The sequence below is a fragment of the Pelagicoccus sp. SDUM812003 genome (genome assembly GCF_031127815.1).
Lineage (GTDB): Bacteria > Verrucomicrobiota > Verrucomicrobiia > Opitutales > Opitutaceae > Pelagicoccus.
Genome location: NZ_JARXHY010000005.1, coordinates 210545 through 227518 on the forward strand (window position 1 = coordinate 210545; position 16974 = coordinate 227518).

12 protein-coding genes are annotated in these 16974 nt (G+C 59.5%); 7 read left to right on the top strand and 5 right to left on the bottom strand.

Annotated features, from left to right (window positions below; translation table 11 throughout):
- Positions 1 to 63: 63 nt before the first annotated feature.
- Entirely contained in the window at positions 64 to 1782 is a 1719-nt protein-coding gene (locus tag QEH54_RS09300; RefSeq protein WP_309018390.1) for an ABC-ATPase domain-containing protein, read from the top strand.
- A gap of 41 nt (positions 1783 to 1823) precedes the next feature.
- Here QEH54_RS09300 and QEH54_RS09305 read toward each other — a convergent pair whose 3' ends face one another.
- A complete protein-coding gene (locus QEH54_RS09305; RefSeq protein ID WP_309018391.1) occupies positions 1824 to 2336 on the bottom strand; it encodes an FKBP-type peptidyl-prolyl cis-trans isomerase in 513 nt (170 codons plus the stop codon).
- A 126-nt stretch (positions 2337 to 2462) separates the two neighbouring features.
- Between QEH54_RS09305 and QEH54_RS09310 the strand changes: the two genes are divergently transcribed.
- Positions 2463 to 3692 (top strand): sugar efflux transporter, encoded by a 1230-nt coding sequence (locus tag QEH54_RS09310; protein WP_309018392.1) that lies wholly within the window; start codon positions 2463 to 2465, stop codon positions 3690 to 3692.
- A 9-nt stretch (positions 3693 to 3701) separates the two neighbouring features.
- Here QEH54_RS09310 and QEH54_RS09315 read toward each other — a convergent pair whose 3' ends face one another.
- Positions 3702 to 4793: a Gfo/Idh/MocA family oxidoreductase gene (locus tag QEH54_RS09315; RefSeq protein ID WP_309018393.1), complete on the bottom strand. Its 1092-nt coding sequence runs from the start codon at positions 4791 to 4793 to the stop codon at positions 3702 to 3704.
- Between the two features lie 164 nt (positions 4794 to 4957).
- Between QEH54_RS09315 and QEH54_RS09320 the strand changes: the two genes are divergently transcribed.
- Positions 4958 to 6301: a hypothetical protein gene (locus QEH54_RS09320; protein ID WP_309018394.1), complete on the top strand. Its 1344-nt coding sequence runs from the start codon at positions 4958 to 4960 to the stop codon at positions 6299 to 6301.
- A 109-nt stretch (positions 6302 to 6410) separates the two neighbouring features.
- Here the strand turns inward: QEH54_RS09320 and QEH54_RS09325 are convergent, their stop codons facing one another.
- Positions 6411 to 7427, bottom strand: a complete 1017-nt coding sequence (locus tag QEH54_RS09325) for a LacI family DNA-binding transcriptional regulator (RefSeq protein ID WP_309018395.1) — start codon at positions 7425 to 7427, stop codon at positions 6411 to 6413.
- Between the two features lie 430 nt (positions 7428 to 7857).
- On the opposite strand from QEH54_RS09325, the gene QEH54_RS09330 reads away from it, so the two are divergent.
- From QEH54_RS09330 to QEH54_RS09340, 3 genes are read left to right on the top strand one after another with little or no spacing between them, the layout of a single operon-like run.
- Entirely contained in the window at positions 7858 to 10554 is a 2697-nt protein-coding gene (locus QEH54_RS09330; protein ID WP_309018396.1) for a hypothetical protein, read from the top strand.
- 8 nt (positions 10555 to 10562) lie between these two features.
- Entirely contained in the window at positions 10563 to 13010 is a 2448-nt protein-coding gene (locus QEH54_RS09335; RefSeq protein ID WP_309018397.1) for a sodium:solute symporter, read from the top strand.
- On the top strand, positions 13003 to 13857 hold the full coding sequence (locus QEH54_RS09340; protein ID WP_309018398.1) for a glycoside hydrolase family 43 protein: 855 nt from the start codon (positions 13003 to 13005) through the stop codon (positions 13855 to 13857). Before QEH54_RS09335 ends, QEH54_RS09340 begins: the two co-directional genes overlap by 8 nt.
- Before the next feature lie 138 nt (positions 13858 to 13995).
- On the opposite strand, the gene QEH54_RS09345 is transcribed toward QEH54_RS09340, so the two are convergent.
- Both QEH54_RS09345 and QEH54_RS09350 read right to left on the bottom strand, forming a co-directional pair.
- Entirely contained in the window at positions 13996 to 15090 is a 1095-nt protein-coding gene (locus QEH54_RS09345; RefSeq protein WP_309018399.1) for a PKD domain-containing protein, read from the bottom strand.
- Positions 15087 to 15797, bottom strand: a complete 711-nt coding sequence (locus QEH54_RS09350; RefSeq protein ID WP_309018400.1) for a DUF6250 domain-containing protein — start codon at positions 15795 to 15797, stop codon at positions 15087 to 15089. The genes QEH54_RS09345 and QEH54_RS09350 overlap by 4 nt, the downstream gene beginning before the upstream one ends.
- A gap of 167 nt (positions 15798 to 15964) precedes the next feature.
- Here QEH54_RS09350 and QEH54_RS09355 point away from each other — a divergent pair, with 167 nt between their 5' ends.
- Positions 15965 to 16930 carry an acetylxylan esterase gene (locus tag QEH54_RS09355; RefSeq protein ID WP_309018401.1) on the top strand — a complete coding sequence of 322 codons (966 nt, stop codon included), beginning with the start codon at positions 15965 to 15967 and terminating at the stop codon, positions 16928 to 16930.
- The last annotated feature ends 44 nt before the right edge of the window (positions 16931 to 16974 follow it).

Below are 16974 nucleotides of genomic sequence, written 5' to 3' on the forward strand. Positions count from 1 at the left end.
CGACGCTGCAACGCTCGGCCAAACGCCTTTACAGATCGCTGCTCCATCGCTCTGCTCTACCCGATGACCAGCGAAGACCTTTCCCACGAACTCCGTCGCCTCGATGGCCGTCCCTACCCGGCCTACAAAGATCTGCGGGGCCGGTACACCTTTTCTCGGTTCGACCTGAGCATCGATCGCGTGCAAGGCGACCCCTTTGCCGCTCCCTCCCGGCTTTCGCTGCGCATCGCCCACGCCGTGTCCGCTTTGCCCCCCTCCGCCTGGTCGACGCCTTCCCGTCGCATCGGTTCGGAAAACGCCATCGCTATGGCCTTCGCCCACTCCTGCAGACGTCACCAGAGCCGCGATGGCTCTGGCAAATCGGGCCTCATCGCCATCGACGAGCCGGAGCAGGAAATCCTCGCCCGCACCTGCGTGCAGATTTCCGAATCGGAAACCATAGTGCGCTTCGCGGTCGGATTGCCCGCGAGCGGCCGGCGAATCCTCGGCCGGGCTGCAGATCGTCTTCTGGTGGACATCGTTTCACTCGTGGCGCAGGACGCCCTCGATTTCGAACAGCCAGAGCTGCTGCAAAGCGTGGAGGCGTTCGCTACAGCGAACGAAACCGGAGACCACTTGCGCAAACAGCTCGGCGAGCAGAAGCTGGTGGCCTTCATCGCCGATGGGGCCATCCTGCCACGAGCATCCGGGGTCGACCAACGCCCCTTGAAAGACGCCATACCCTTTCGTTCCCCAGCGTCGATGCGAAGGGTTTTGAAGCTTCCAAACGGCGAGACGATCGCGGGCTTGGGCATCCGGGAGGGCGTCACGCTCATCGTGGGCGGCGGCTACCATGGAAAGTCCACCCTGCTCAACGCCATCGAGCGAGGCGTCTACAATCATCGTCCCGGCGACGGCAGGGAGCGGGTGGTGACGCGAGCCGATGCCTGTAAGATCCGAGCTGAGGACGGCCGCTCGGTCGCATCGGTCGACTTGTCGGCCTTCATCAGCGATCTTCCGGGGGGCAAGCAAACGAGCAGCTTCTCCACGGAAAACGCTTCCGGGTCCACCTCTCAAGCAGCCGCGATCATCGAGAGCCTGGAAAGCGGCTGCCGAGCCCTCCTGATCGACGAGGATATCTCCGCCACCAATTTTCTGATACGCGATCGACGCATGCAGCAGCTGATCTCGGCAGACAAGGAGCCTATCACGCCGCTGGCCCAACGCGTCAAAGGGCTGCACCGACAGCATGGCGTATCCACCTTGTTGGTACTTGGCGGATCGAGCGACTATTTCGAACCGGCTGACGCTGTTATCGCTATGGAGAATTTCCTGCCGTTCGACCTTACCAACGAAGCCAAAGCCCTGTGCGAGCACACTACGGAAGAAACGACGCCCTTCCCCTTGCCCGAGGACAAACGCTTCGCCCAAGGGAAATCGATCTATCCATACAGGTCCGCGCCGGCCTACCGCGGACGGAAGCAGGCCGGTACGCGTCCGCCGCGCAAGAACATCAAAGCCCACGAAACGCGCTCGCTTTCCTTTGGAACCGAAGAAATCGATCTATCGCTGCTTGCCCAACTTGTTTCCCCCTCCCAGACGCGAGCGATCGGCGCCCTGCTGGAAGTCGCCTGCGATGAAAGCCTTTTCGAGCAGCGATCGTTGATCGAGGCCCTCGAAGCCGCGTTGGAAACTGCCCACTCCAACGGCTGGTCGAGCCTGCCCGGAAACGATCTGGCAGCTGTTCGCTTGCAGGAGCTTGCCGCCTGCCTGAACCGACTACGATCCCTGCGGATCCGTTGACCATCGCGACCGCAAAAGCTCGGCGGATGCGGGAGCGGAACCTAGCGCTTCACATCGAGTATCGTGATTTCGAATACGACCGTCGAAAAAGGAGGCACCTGACCGGGACGTCCCTTTTCGCGATAGGCGAACTGCGATGGGATGGCAATTTTGTAGCGTCCTCCATTCTGCATATACGGCATCGCCATCTCCCAACCGCGAATGATCTCGCGCGGCTCGGCCCCGACCTCGAATCGGTAGGTGTGAAAGCGTCCGGTTTTCCGATTGAAAACAGTGCCATCGAGCAAGGTTCCCGTATAAATCGCTTCGACTCGGTCTCCGTTTTCGATGAATGGCCCTTCTCCCTTCTCAAGCTCCAAAAAGCGGATACCGCCTTCGATCACCGAGGCGTCGGGCATCTGCTCCGACACGATTTCCGCGTGAGCGGGGGGCATGTAGTCGAGGGCAAGGGTTTCATCCTGAGCCGAGAGCAGCGGCCCGAAACACGATAGCGCAAGGACGAGACGCCATGCAGAGGCGATGGCGCGACGAGACAGGGAAGAGAGGAACGGCATGACCGGAAGACGGACGAAGCCGAGGTTCGAATGCCAAGGGGGAAGACATCTTGCCGGATTTTCGGACGGTCTGACGACTTCTTTCCTATCCCAGCTCATCGAAGTCTCAGAGAATGAAGGTTTTCGATGATCCGCATCCCCGCTACGCTCAAAACGCTCTTCGCTCAGCCAAACTTCACCGGCCTGCTCGGCTCGTCCTTTGTGCTAGGTGTCGCGTTTTCCTTCGTGGCGCCCTTTCTTTCGAAATGGGGCACGGAGGAACTGGACCTGACGCCGAGCCGGTTCAGCCTCTTCATGACGCTGGTCTCGCTGGCGGCGATCGTCGTCAGCACCGTGCTGGCCCGACTATCGGACACCCAGTTTTCGCGCCGACAGATGCTGGCCGCGGGAAGCGTTTCGGGCGTGCTCGGGTTTGTTGGATACGCCTTCGTTCGCGATATCTGGCTGCTGCTTTTCATCGGCTGCACCGTGCAGGCGATCGCCAGCGTCTGCTTCGCGCAACTGTTCTCGCACGCCCGAGAAGTCTACGGAGCGCCGCCGGCAAGCGGCCCAGATCGCTCCTCCTTCACCATGAGCGTGGTGCGGGTCTGCTTTTCCTTCGCATGGACTCTAGGTCCCGCCCTGGGCGCCTTCGCCCTGCTCGCCTTCGGGTTCCAAGGACTCTTCGTTTCTGCCGCGGCGCTGTACCTGCTGTTTTTTCTCGGGACCCTTCGTTTCGTTCCCCATCGGCCCGCGTCCAAGCCAGTAGCGAACGTATCCACACCTTCACTACTGAGCACCCTCCGCGATCCTAGGCTTCTGCTTCCCTTCGTGGCTTTCGCTTCGCTCTTCGCCGCGAACTCGATCAACATGATGAATCTTCCGCTCGCTATCACGCTGAACTTCAACGGCACCGAGAGGGACTTTGGCATCGTGTTCGGGATCGGTCCCTTGGCGGAAATCCCCCTAATGCTGCTGTTCGGCCATCTGGCGAGCCGTGGCTATCAGTTTCTCCTCATAAAACTCGGTTTTTTCATCACGCTGAGCTACTTCATCCTGCTTTTCGTGGCGACTCAGCCATGGCACGTCTACCTGATTCAGATCCTCAGCGGAGCCGCGTTCGCGATCCTGACCAACATCGCCATCGGCTACTTTCAAGATCTCGCTCCGAAACAGATGGGACTCGCCACCTCGCTTTTTTCGAATTCAGGAGCGGTGGGAAACCTAGTGGGCCTGCTGTCGTTCGGCTTCATCGTCGAAGCCCTAGGAAACCGCAACGCCTTCCTTGTCTGCGCCGCTTTGACCGCAGTCGGTCTCGCCCTGATCCCCTTCGCGAAACCCAAGACCGCCAGCGCTCGCCCCTGCCTCACGGCTTAAGCAAGCGGCTCAACCGGCGACTTCGCCCGCCCGTCGAGTCCGATCCGCCATGGCCTGGGCCTTGAGGGACAGCTCAGCTGCCTTCAGAGCATGAGCCTGTGTCATAGCCGTTTCAGTACCATTGAGACAATCCAGAATGAACGCCCCGAAGAACGGGCGACCGACCTTTCCCCGACAATCGATCACATGCTCTCCCTCGTCGTTCACCAGATAGATGCGATCCGAGCCGCCTATGCCGATGTCGCGGTACTTGCGGATCTCCAGATAGCCCTTGGTTCCGAGGACGAAACAACGACCATCGCCCCAGACCTTCGCCCCCTCAGGAGTGAACCAATCGAGCCGACAGTAGCCCGTAGAGCCATCGCTTAGGACGACATTGGCTTCTCCATAGTCCTCAAATTCCGGATACATCGGGTGGGCGACGTTGTCGACCCGAGCGTACTGAACAGCTCCATCGACAGCTCCGGAATAGGCCAAGAACTGCTCGCACTGATGCGATCCGATATCGGTCAAGATACCTCCGGCTATCTCTTTGCGAAAGAACCAATCCGGTCGCGACTCCGCAGAAAGGCGATGCGGAGCGAGATTCGCCACTTGTATCACCTTTCCAATGGCCCCCTCCTTGATCAGCTCACCCGCATGCCAAGACGCTTCGTTCGCCAAGCGTTCCGAATAATAGACCATGTAGCGACGGCCGGTTCTCACGATGGCGGCTTTCGCCGTATTTAGCTGCTCGATACTAGTGAACGGAGCCTTATCGGTCAGGTAGTCCTTCCCTGACTCCATAACTTGGATACCGATGAGGCAGCGTTCATTGGGGATAGCCGCCGCGGTGACCAGGCGCAGGTCCGAGTCGTCGAGAATCTCCCCGAAGCTGGAGGCCGGCCTAGCGTTCGGGTACCGTTTCAGCACCCTCTCATATCGACTGGGTTCGGGGTCGTAAACATAGCGCAGCTGAGCGCCAGCTTCGACCAGAGCGTCGATCTGCCCGTAGATGTGACCGTGATTGAAGAAGGCGGCGGCGATGGGAAACTCGCCCTCCTCCACCACTGGCTTGATGTCGCCGCCTTGCGGGGCGTAGCTACTCTCGTTTCTGCTCATGGCTTTGGCTTGGACTTGGAGGGGCGATTTGAAAGGCCGGGCAAGCATTTCAGCTCCTTTCGCGGAGGAAAACCAAATTCAGTCCACAGCAGGCTCTGACTGTCAGCCCAAGCTGGAAAAGCCAAGCTTTGACCCTTCGAACGCGCAGCGATTCAATGATTCCCATGAATTGTCTTCGCCTCACTACCCCACTGGCGGCCTGCTTCGCCTTGACCCTCGCCAGCTTCTCCCAAGCTCAGATCGGCACCCGCCTTCCTTCGGAAAAAAAGCTCATCCAAGACCCCGTCACCGGAGTGGAGCTGGCCTTTTTGACCAGCGAGCCGCACGGGGACTCCAAGATCTACCAAACGCACCCGCAGTGGACCTCCGATGGAGAGTGGCTCGTCTTCCGCTCGGACCGCATTCCCGGCGAGGCCCTCGCAGTCAACGAGGACACGGGCGATATCGTTCAGGTCACCGAAGGAGGCTACTTCGGCATGCTCACCCTGGCCCAAAACGACATGAAACTCTACGTCATGCGCGATCCCGCCTCGCCCGCCGACCAGCAGCCGCGCTATGGCAGCAACGACGCGGACAAGGCCATCGTCGAGGTCGACCTAGCCCAGCTCTTCGCCGACAGCGCCGCCGGCTCGCTCGGACAAGCGTCGAAATACCAGCGCACCGTGGGCATCGTACCTGCGAGCATGGGAGCCGGCGGGGATATGACCATCGACGCGGAAGACGACCTGATCTATTTTCGCATCGGACGCGAGGAAGCGGCCCGGCACATCGCCCCGGATGTCGAAATCGAGGACGACTTCGGTCCACGCAATATGGGAGCGGGCCCGACCGGTATCGCCAGCATGGACATCGCCACCGGAGAAATCGAAATCGTCACCGCGCTTCCCTTCCAACTGGGACACATCCAGAGCAACCCTTGGGTCTCGCGCGAGCTGGTCTTTTGCTGGGAAACCGGAGGCAAATCGCCCCAGCGCACCTGGACCATGAAAGTGGGCGAGGAACCCAAGATCCTGTATCCCGAAGCCGAATACGAGTGGGTCACCCACGAAGCGATCATCACCAAGGACGAGGTCGCCATCGCCATCATGGGGCACCGCAAGCCAGGCACCGTCGACGCCTGGGGACCTTCCGCCACTCGCGAAAAGCCGACCGGACTCGGCATCGTCAACCTGCGCACCGGAGAAATGCGACTCGCAGGACAGACCCGTAGCGGCAGCGGCCTGTGGCACGTGCACGGTTCGCCCGATGGACGCTGGGCGGTGGGAGACGACTTCTCTCGCAGCCTCTACCTGATCGACCGCACCACGGACGAGATGATGCTGCTGACCACGGGACACAAGCCTACCGCCCGCGACCACGTGCATCCGACTTTCAGTCGAGATGGCACCAAAATTCAAATACAGTCAGCCATGCTTTCAGAAGACGATCGCTCCATGAGCATCTGCGTCGTCTATCTTCCCGACGAACTGCTCGAACGAGACTACTCGGACGTGCACCGCGTCGACTGATTCTGGGGATATCATCGAAGCCTCGCCGCTCTTCGCGGCGGGGCGCTTTCTCACCCTGTCTACTCCTTGGGCGCGAGGCTCCGCCCCCCACCAAAACCTCGTCTACGCTCTAGTCCTGAACGCGCGTGGTCGGCCCGTCGACCCAGACCGCCGGAACTGTGGTGGTGGAAGCGGTCTCGGGCACTCCGTAGTCGTTTCGGTGCAGCTGCCCGACCAAAAGCTCCGTTGCGCGGCGTCCCAAAAGGCGCGGACAGAGGTCCAGACCGCTCACCGGGATGTCGGTCATGCGCGTGTTCAAGGAGCAGAACCCATGCGTCTCCGGGATCTTCGCTCCGAGTTCGAGCATCCACTCCATCGCCTGGACGCGATGGCAAAGCACCACGTCCGGCTTCTGCTGCTCGAACCACTCCGCGAAACCCTCCTTCTTGAACTCCTTCAGCAGCAAGGGCTCAAGCGCCTCGCAGCCCGGCGTGTGCTCGTTGTGCATGTGAAAGGCCGCTTCCCAACGATAGAGCAGGCGAGCGTCGTGCTCCTCGTGCAGCACCAGCCCCAGCCGCTTGTAGCCCAGCTCCTGCAGCTTGCGAAGCGCGATGACCATGGAGCGAAAGTGATCCGAGCAAACCGAGTCCAAGGCGGGCTTTTCGATGATGTAGTCGGTGTACACGCCCGCGTAATCCTCCCAGGGGAGCTGGCTGATGTTTGGCGTGGACGCCGGCAGCAAAATGATCCCACGAATCCCGCGGGACCGCAGGATGGTGTCCAAGCGGGAAACGCTCAAATGCTCCGCCCCCATGACGAAGGTTTCCGTCTTGAAACCCAACTCGTTCGCCTTCTCCCGGCAGCCCTCGGAAATCTCGCTGTGATAGCGCTTGGCCCCTGGCACGCGTCCCTTGGAGCTCTCCAAATCCACCACCGCGAGCACCCCTTGGAAAACGCCCACCGAGGAGCGGCGCATCTCGGACATCAGCGCTCCCGCCAGGGGATTGTAACGGTAGCCAGCCTTTTCGGCGGCAGCCAGCACACGCTCGCGCGTGGCTTTCTTTACACGGGGTTTGTTTCTCAAGGCGTCGGATACGGTGGTATGCGACAACCCGAGTTCTCGGGCCAATTCTCTAACGGAACTCATAAGGGGGATAACGAACTAAGGGTTTCTACTTTTTGGGGGCACGAGCGAGTGACGCTCCATTCTTACCGTCAGAAAACTCCCGATTCGCTCGCGAAGGCAAGAAAGAATTTGATCATCATCTCAACAGCGGGCGACGATCCTCGCTCTTCGCCTCGCGAAATCCCCCCAAAAAGTTATTCCCTTACGCCAAATGATTTCCTGCACCGACGGACCGACCAAGGCTCCTAGCGTCAACGCCGGCCAAGAGGCCTCGGACCGCAAGGCCACCCCCGAACCCCCGTGCGCATCCGTTTTTTAGATACATTTTCCCTGCGGATTCGAACCCGCCACGGCCATGCCGATATCGAAGAGGCGATCGCTCGGATCGAAAATCGCCCAGAAGCATTCCCAATCGACTGACAACCCCGCTTATCAAACACCCCTACCATTCATGAACAGACGCGACTTTGTCCTGAAAAGCGCCTTCGCAGCCGCATTGCCACTGGCAGCGAATGTGGCCAGCACGAAACTCATGGCTCGCCCAGCGCCCAAGGAAGCCGGTCCGGGAGAGCGCGCCATAAGCTGGCTCGACGGTTCCGCCCCCGAGGCCCAAACCGGTTCCGTTTGGGGACTGCCGTGGCCACAAGGCGAACTGAAAAAACATGACAGCCTGACCTTGAAAAACGAGTCCGGCGACACGCTTCCGCTACAGACCTGGCACACCGCCTATTGGCCGGACGGCTCCATCAAATGGACCGCTCACGCCATCCCAGCAGAGGTCAAGGCGAGCGACACCCTCTTCGTGGCCAAGGGCGATCTCGTGCCTCCAGCCTCCCCCGTAGTCGTCACCGATCGCGGGGCGTATGTCACGGTGGATACAGGAAAAATCCGCTGCGTCATCCCTGCCTCTGGTGATCATGTATTCACTTCGATCGAACGCGCCGGAAAGGCCACCGTGGAAAACGCCCGCTTGGTCGGCTACCGCCAAAGCAAAGCTGAATTCGAAGCGGACGAAATCCCGGACAAGGAGAGCTTCCAGGGAGTGACGCAATCCATCGAAATCGAGCAAAGCGGCCCCGTTCGGGCCGTGGTGAAGGTGAAGGGCGTACATCAAACGCCTTCCGGCCGCCAATGGCTACCCTACACCATGCGCCTGGTTTTCTTCGCAGGTGGCGAAGCCGCTCGCATCTCCCATACCTTCGTCTACGACACGGATGGGGAAAAAGACTTCATCAAGGGGCTCGGGCTTCGCTTCGACGTGCCGCTGAGCGACGAGCTGCACAATCGCCACATCCGCTTTGTCGGCGAAGGCGACGGTCTTTGGGGCGAGGCAGTGCGCGGCATCACCGGCTTGCGTCGCGATCCAGGCGAAGCAGCCAGAGACGCCCAGATCGCAGGCGTCCCCACCCCACCCGTCGAGGAGTGGCAGCCGCGGGCGGGCCAGCGCGTTCGCTTCATTCCGACTTGGGGCGACTTCTCCCTTTCGCAGCCCTCGGCCAACGGATTCACCATCCGCAAGCGCACCAAGCCCGGGCATGGATGGATCGATTCGGATCAGGGCGGGCGCTCCTCAGGCGTCGCCTACCTCGGCGGCATTTCCGGCGGGGCGCTTTTCGGCATGCGCGACTTCTGGCAGCTCCATCCGACCCAGATCGATATCCGAAACGCCAATACGGACCTCGGACAAGCGACCATATGGATCTGGTCGCCGGAAGCCCCTGCCATGGACACCCGTTTCTACCACGATGGCCTGGGAATGGACACCTACGAGGAACAGTACGATGGCGGACTGGCCATCACCTACGAAGACTACGAGCCAGGTTTCGGAACCGCCTACGGCGTGGCCCGCACCAGCGACTTCACCATCATGGCAGTCGACGCCACTCCCAGCCGGGAAGAGACTGTATCCATCGCGGCGACCATCCGCGAACCCGCTCTGCTCACCGCCACTCCAGAGGATTTCCTGGCCTCCGGCGTTTTCGGCCAGCTCTGGAGTTTGCCGGATCGTTCCACGCCAGAAAAGGCGGAAATCGAGGACCGTCTCGACTGGTCCGTGCAGTACTACCGCGATCAAGTCGATCAGCGACACTGGTATGGATTTTGGAACTACGGAGATGTCATGCACACCTATGACTCCGACCGGCACGTCTGGCGCTACGACGTAGGCGGATACGCTTGGGACAACTCCGAACTCTCCCCCGACCTGTGGCTTTGGTATTCGTTTCTACGCACGGGTCGGCGCGACGAGTTTCGCTTGGCGGAAGCCATGACGCGCCACAATCGAGACGTCGACATCTACCACATGGGCGAATTCGCCGGCCTCGGCACCCGCCACAACGTGCAACATTGGGGCTGCAGCGCCAAGCAGCTGCGCATCAGCACCGCTGCGTATCGACGTTTCCACTACTTCCTGACCGCGGACGAGCGAACTGGCGATGTCCTTTGGGAGGTCTCGGAAGCGGACCGCCAGCTGGCCAATCTCGTCCCAACTCGAAAGCTCAAAGGCCGCACCGCCACACCTTCCGCCACCCGCATGGGCATTGGCACCGATTTCGGTTCAGCCGCGGCAAATTGGCTCACCGCCTGGGAACGCACCGGAGACCCCAAATACGGAGACTGGCTGAAAAACGCCATGGCCGCGATCGGCAGCCACCCGCTTGGTTTCTTCGCAGGAGATTTTGGATACAATCCGGACACCAAAGAGATGCTCCCCCCCGAGCACAACACCCCGGGAGTGTCGCACCTCAGCGCAGTCTTTGGACTGGTGGAGATCTGCGCCGAGCTGATCGAGCTGATCGACAACCCTGAGTTCAAGGACGCCTGGCTGCAGTACTGCACACTCTACAACGCGCCAGAAGAGGAGCAGGAAGCGGTTCTCGGAACCAGTTTCCGACCCAACCTGATGCAAGCCCACTCTCGCCTGACCGCTTTCGCAGCGCATCAAAAGGGAGATTCCGAGCTTGGCCAGCGGGCCTGGAAGGAGTTCTCCCGCGAATGGGGCGGGAAGAAAACGATCGGGACCATACGTATCGAAGGTCCTGATACGCTCAACCCCATCGACGAAGCGGCTTGGGTTTCCACCAACGATTCATCCCAATGGGGATTGGCCGCCATCCAGAACCTCGCCTTGGTTTCGAACGCATTATAATTCATCCGATGTTTAGACTCTTCACCTTCCTCGCTGGCGTCGCTCTAGCGGTTTCCCTAACCGCGCAGACCGAAGTCCAGCAACTCAAACAAGAAACGGAGCAAAACGAACTTCCCGCCGCCCCGCGTTCCCTGGAAAACGCATACCTCGCAAAGCTGGGCGACGTCGTTCTCGCTGTGGTTCCAGTCTCGCCAAGCGCATCCGGACAAGCGGAGGTTTTCCTGCTGGATCTAGCCGCCAAGTCCTGGCGGCAGCTCGAATCCCTCGAAGGCGTTTCCAGCAAAGCGGGCGTCGCCTCCTCGAACGACGAGCTCTATCTGGTAGGTGGGCTTCTAAACGGGTCCGCTACTGACCAAGTGCTGCAGATCAGCCTCGATGGGGATCAGCCGGTGAAAACGGAGCTGCAACCGCTGCCTCAGGCTGTCGTTTCACCTGCAGCCACGCTGACAAGCGGCACCCTATACGTGGCGGACGGATCGAAGGATTCGGCCCCGGCGAACGCCGTTTCACAATACCTCAGCCTGGACCCGGATAGCGCCGACGCCAAGTGGCAAACGCTCGACGCTCCGCTAGGCGAGCCAAAGGCAGAGGGATTTCTCATAAAGTCGGTGGAATCCATCGCCTACCTGGGAGGTTCCGAATCCAACGGAGCGCCCACCCGCAACACGCCGTCCTACCACGCTCGATACGGATGGAGCGATGCCTCCCCCCAGGCGATCGGTACAGGCAAGATCGTCGACGCGGCGAAGCTCGGCGATTCGCACGCCATCGCTCTGGTCCAAAACCCGGACAACTCCCTGCAAGCGGCCCTCTATCACATGATCGGCCAAACGTGGGTAACCATCGACCCTCGCCTGTCCCGATTGCCCTCCGACAGCCGCGTCATTCCGGAGTCGAACGGATTCCTCATTCTCTCCTCCTCGCAATCGCTTGAAGTCAGCTTCTCGGCTCCAGAAACCAACTACGGCTGGTGGGACCACCTCTCAGTCGCCCTCTACTTCGCGGTCATGCTCTGGGTCGGCTTCCACTTCGCCAAGCAAAGCAAGAACTCGGCGGACTACTTCCGAGGCGGGCACAAGATCCCTTGGTGGGCCACAGGCATGAGTCTTTTCGCCACTGGGGCGAGCGCCATGAGCCTGATGGCCATGCCGGGAAAATCGTACTACAGCAACTGGACCTTCTTCGCCATCAGCATCTACTCGATTCTGGCCCTGCCCATCGCCATGTACTTCTTCGCTCCGATCATTCGAAAGCTCAACTTCGGCACGGCGTTCGAGTACCTGGAAGAACGTTTCGGCCTATCCGTTCGCTTGATCGGCAGCACCATTTTTGCGGTGTATCAGATTCTTGGGCGCATGGGGGGCGTTCTACTGCTGCCTTCCTTCGCCCTGGAAGCGATCGCGGGCATTCCCATGCACGTCAGCGTGCCGATCATGGGTCTCGTCACCATCGCCTACACCTTCCTCGGCGGGCTGTCGGCCGTAATCTGGACCGACACCATTCAGGGATTGGTCATGGTATCGGCTGTGAGCGGATGCTTGCTGCTCGTTTTCTTCCGCATCGACATGCCGTTCTCCGAAATGTGGAGCGTCGTCAACGCCCAGGACAAGTTGCACACCTTCGACTGGGGCTTCACCCTCACGGAAGAAAACGTCTTCACGGTCTTCCTCGGCATCATACTTGTCACGCTGCTAGGCATCGGCGATCAGAACTTCGTGCAGCGCGTGCAGTGCGGTCCGTCACTCAGCAGCACCCGCAAGGCGATCGCCACTCAGATGGCCGTCGCGGTACCCATCAACATCCTGCTCTTCTCCCTCGGAACGGCGCTCTTTCTCTTCTACAAGCAAGCTCCGGCTGAGCTCAACCCGACCATGCGAAACGATGGGATCTATCCCTTCTTCGCCGCTCAGCAGCTGCCGCCCGGCGTTTCGGGTCTGGTCATCGCAGCCCTGCTGGCCGCTACCATGTCCACCATCTCGAGCAGCATTTGCAGCGTCTCCAACCTCGCGGTGGACGATGTCTACAAGCGCTTCTTCGCCAGCGCCACCGATACGCAAGGCGTTTTCGTCGGACGGATCGTTACGGTGCTCGTCGGCCTCTTCGGTATCGGTTCCGCGTTCTTCCTCAACTTTTTCGAAACGCCATCGATATGGGACCTCGCTCTCCGAGTCGTCAGTATCGTTACCTCCACTACAGTTGGAATCTACTTCCTCGGGCTCTTCACTCAGCGCAGCAACGAAATCGGCGTTCTTGCCGGCATCGTAGCCGGTATGGCAGTGACCTATTGGGTATCCGTCGAAGGGATACTGGTGTTCTGGCTCTATCCCGCAGCAGGCTCTCTGGTCACCATCGCCGTCGGATACGCAGTGAGTCTCGCCACTGGTGGAAACAAGAAAAACATCGACGGCCTGACCTTGGCATCTCTGCAGAACCGTACTGGCGGTCTCGATGACTGATACCACCTACCTTTTTGCATACTTCACAGGAAACGGTCAGAGCGGCATGCATCTGGCCCATAGCGAAGACGGACTGAGCTGGAGGCCGCTCTCGGACAAAGCGTACATCAGCCCCATGCAAGGGCTGATGCGCGATCCGTTTCTCGCCTGTGGGCCCGATGGCGTTTTTCGCCTTGTCTGGACGACCGACTGGGAGTCACAAGAAATCGGATACGCTTCCTCTCGTGACCTTCTTCACTGGAGCGAGCAGCGAAAGCTCCCGGTGATGGCCGAACACCCCGCCACCCGCAACTGCTGGGCGCCGGAGATGGTCTACGACGCGATCCGCTCCGACTATCTCATCTTCTGGGCGTCCACCATCGAAGGTAGATTCATAAACGAAGGAGAAACCTCAGAAGACGGATACAATCACCGCATGTGGAGTGTCCGCACCAAGGATTTTGAGACCTTCTCGTCTCCGGAAATCTTCTTCGACCCCGGCTACAGCGTTATCGACGCTACGCTCCTGCAGCTACCCGACCATACCTGGAGATTGATCTGCAAGGACGAGCGCCTTTCGCCTGAGCGGAAAAGCCTGTTCGTTTGCCAAGCTCCAAGCCCGAGCGGGCCGTTCTCCAAACCGTCGAAACCGTTCACCAAAGCTTGGGTCGAAGGTCCTGCTTGCCTTCAGATAGACGGATGGACGCACGTCTACTACGACGTTTATCGAGATGGTCGCTACGAAGGGAAACGCACCAAGGATTTCGAGACCTGGGAGGACATTTCGGATCGGATCAGTTTCCCCGAAGGAGCCCGTCACGGCAGCATCATCTCAGCTCCGCGGTCGCTAGTCGACGCCCTGCAATAGTCCCCCATAACCCACGCCCGCAACGTTTCCTTGGGTAAGGCCGCGCAACTCTTTTTTGCAACGTTGCAAAAAAAGAGTTGCGCAAAAAACGCTGGGGTTGGGCAGCCGGGAATCTTGGCGTGGCAGTGGTGTGTCGCCCTACTTGAAGCTGACTTCCCAAACCTTGGAGCGCTTGGAGGTCACTCCTCCGCTTGAGACGGTGAGCGTCACGACGTAGTGCCCAGGCTCCTGATACCTGTGGATCGGATCCTTTTCGGATGACGTTTCGCCGTCCCCAAACTCCCAATACCAGGAATCAATCGATTCCCCGAACGAATCGTCGAAAAACGCGACCCTACGAAGCTCGCGATCGAGTATCTTCACTTTCCAATCAGCCTGAAGCTCGGGCTGAAACTCCGGCTCGAGCGGCATCAGGCGAAAGGCGACCAGCTCATTGGCCTTGCCGTACATGGTATGGCTGCGAGACAGGTTCCAAAAGCCATTGTTTCGGTCGCTATCGACATCATCGTAGTCGATGATCGCCCAGCAAAGGCCGATGAGCTTATTCTCTTCAAGGATGCTCGGCACCGAGCGTTCCGGTCCTTCGGCACCCGCGTAATCGAAAGGAGTGATCCAGAATTCCAAGGTCAGCTTTCCGCTTTCTCCAGGCTGAAAATCGTAGTCGTACGCGTAATTCGAATACGGTAGCTCCTTCAGCCATTGAGCCGGCCCCCAAAGCATGGTCCAATCCTTGTCCTTGGCTGGCGTAAAGATATGGTAGTTCTGAGCGTGGACTCCATGCATCGACCGCCAAGCGTCGGCTTCGCTCAAACGGTCTTCATTTTCGCGAAAGCGAGTGATCAGCGGTCCGCCGCTCAGATCGCCATCCACCACAATCTCGAAGGTGTCGTTCTTGAGTCCAGGTAGAGAAAAATCCCAATAGTCGTCGTATGCCTCGTACAGGAAGTAGAGCCGGTTCAGCCCCTTCACCCAGCCAACCTTGACGCTGATGTCCAGCGATTCAGGCTTAAGTCCCTCATGCTTGCCTGAGTCTTCCCACAGCTCCGCGGTTCCCACCACGTAGCGCTCCGGAACCATGGACCAATCCTCGCCATCTCCATCGATGCGCGGGATCGCGTCGGCGGGAAACTGGAAGATGGGAAACTCCGTCTTCGGTCTCTCCAACGAGAAACTTGTCGCGGCGATCCAAAGACCCGCCGTTGCCACGGACGCCTGCAGGAAGTGTCGCTTCATTCTCCCGCTCCTTTCTCCAGTCGTTCAACCTTGAAGTCGCTGATGATCGTCTTGCTCCAGACCGTGCGGAATCCGAACCAGCCACTGCTCAGCGGCTGCGGATCTTCGTATTCAAAAACCAATTCTCCATCGCGATAGTAGCGAGCTCCGTTTTCGTCGGCTACCAATTCGATCTCGTAGGTGTGGTCCGCTTTGAGAAGGTGCTGCTCGCCTCGCAGGTCGTAGCCTTCGAGAAGCGGTTTTTCACCCTTGCCCAGATAGCGGCGAAATCGAGTGGTCGAATTGTGGTTGCCACCATAGCCCACGTAGTAGAGCTGCAGATCGTCGTAGGTTGCGAAGGCGCCCGTGCGACCATGTCCCTGAGCGAAAAGGTCGTCCGGGTGGTCCGGGTCGCTCGCCATCCAAAAGCAGTTCATATCCGACACCCGTTGATCGGCGGAAAGCGTCACATGATATCGGATACGCACTGGGGCATGCAGCTCGCGTTTGAACCACACCGTGCAGCCTTTCTCGTCGTCGATGACTAGGTTTCCGTCCTTCACCTCCACGGTCCCGCCGGGCTGCTGCTCAACAACCCAGTTTTCCAGTCCATTTTCAAAGTCGTCTTGATAGATCACGCTCGTCGGTCGGTCGTCTCTGGCAGGTTCGGCTCCGCAAGCCCAGACGGCGAGGCAGAGCAAGGCAAGGAGCAGGGGTTTGCTAATCATACGGTCAGATTCGCGCCTGATTGTTCCCGCACGCAAGGGTTCGCAAGAGTTGACCGTCTGATATCCGACTTCGCTTGCGCTTGTCAAACTGGCCTTGCCTTGGTTGTTTCGTGGCAAATCGGCTTCCGCCGGCGTCACGGACCAAGCAAAGCGAATTCCCCCCTCAAATGCCCATTCTCGACAAACCTCTTTCCGAGCTAAAAGCCTATCAAGGAACCAATCCCCGCCCAGCGGACTTCGACGCGTATTGGAGCGAAGCGCTCGCGGAGCTGGAGGCGGTCGACCCCGAGGTGAGACTCGAGCCCTGCTCAGCGCTGAACAGCCGCAACGTGGAGCTGTTTCACCTGAGTTTCACCGGTGTGGGCGGAGCAAGAGTCTACGCCAAGTTCCTCCGGCCCAAAGGAGCTGAACGCGCTCCCGCCTTGCTGATGTTTCACGGCTACAGCGCCAACAGCGGCGACTGGAGCGAAAAGCTCGGCTACGTCAACGAAGGATTCTGCGTGGCGTCCATGGACTGTCGAGGACAAGGGGGTCGTTCGGAGGACGTCGGCGGCGTACGAGGCACCACCCTGAGAGGCCACATCATTCGCGGGCTCGAAGCGGACGATCCCCAGCAGTTGCTCTATCGCTCCATCTTTCTGGATACAGCCCAGCTGGCCCGTATCGTGATGGCCATGCCCGAGGTGGACCCCGCGCGTGTCGCCTCTACCGGTGGATCCCAAGGTGGAGCCCTCTCGCTGGCTTGCGCCGCCTTGGAGCCTCAAATCGCTCTTTGCTCCGCCGCCTTCCCCTTTCTCTGCGATTACAAGCGCGTCTGGGAAATGGATCTCGCCGCCAAGGCCTACGAGGAGCTTTCCTACTATCTGCGTCGCAGAGACCCCTTGCACCAGAGGGTTGACGCTATGTTCGAGAAACTTGGATACATCGACATCCAAAATCTCGTCCCGCGCATCAAAGCCCCTGTTTTGATGGCCACTGGCTTGATGGACGACATCTGCCCGCCATCGACCCAGTTCGCCGCATACAACAAGATCGTCTCCGAGAAGGAGATGGCGCTCTATCCGGATTTCGGCCACGAGGATCTTCCGGGCTTTTCGGATTCCGTTTTCAACTTCAACATGCGACTGAGATGATTCAGAAAACAACTACAGTCCGCGGCCGATCGAAGGTTCGCCAG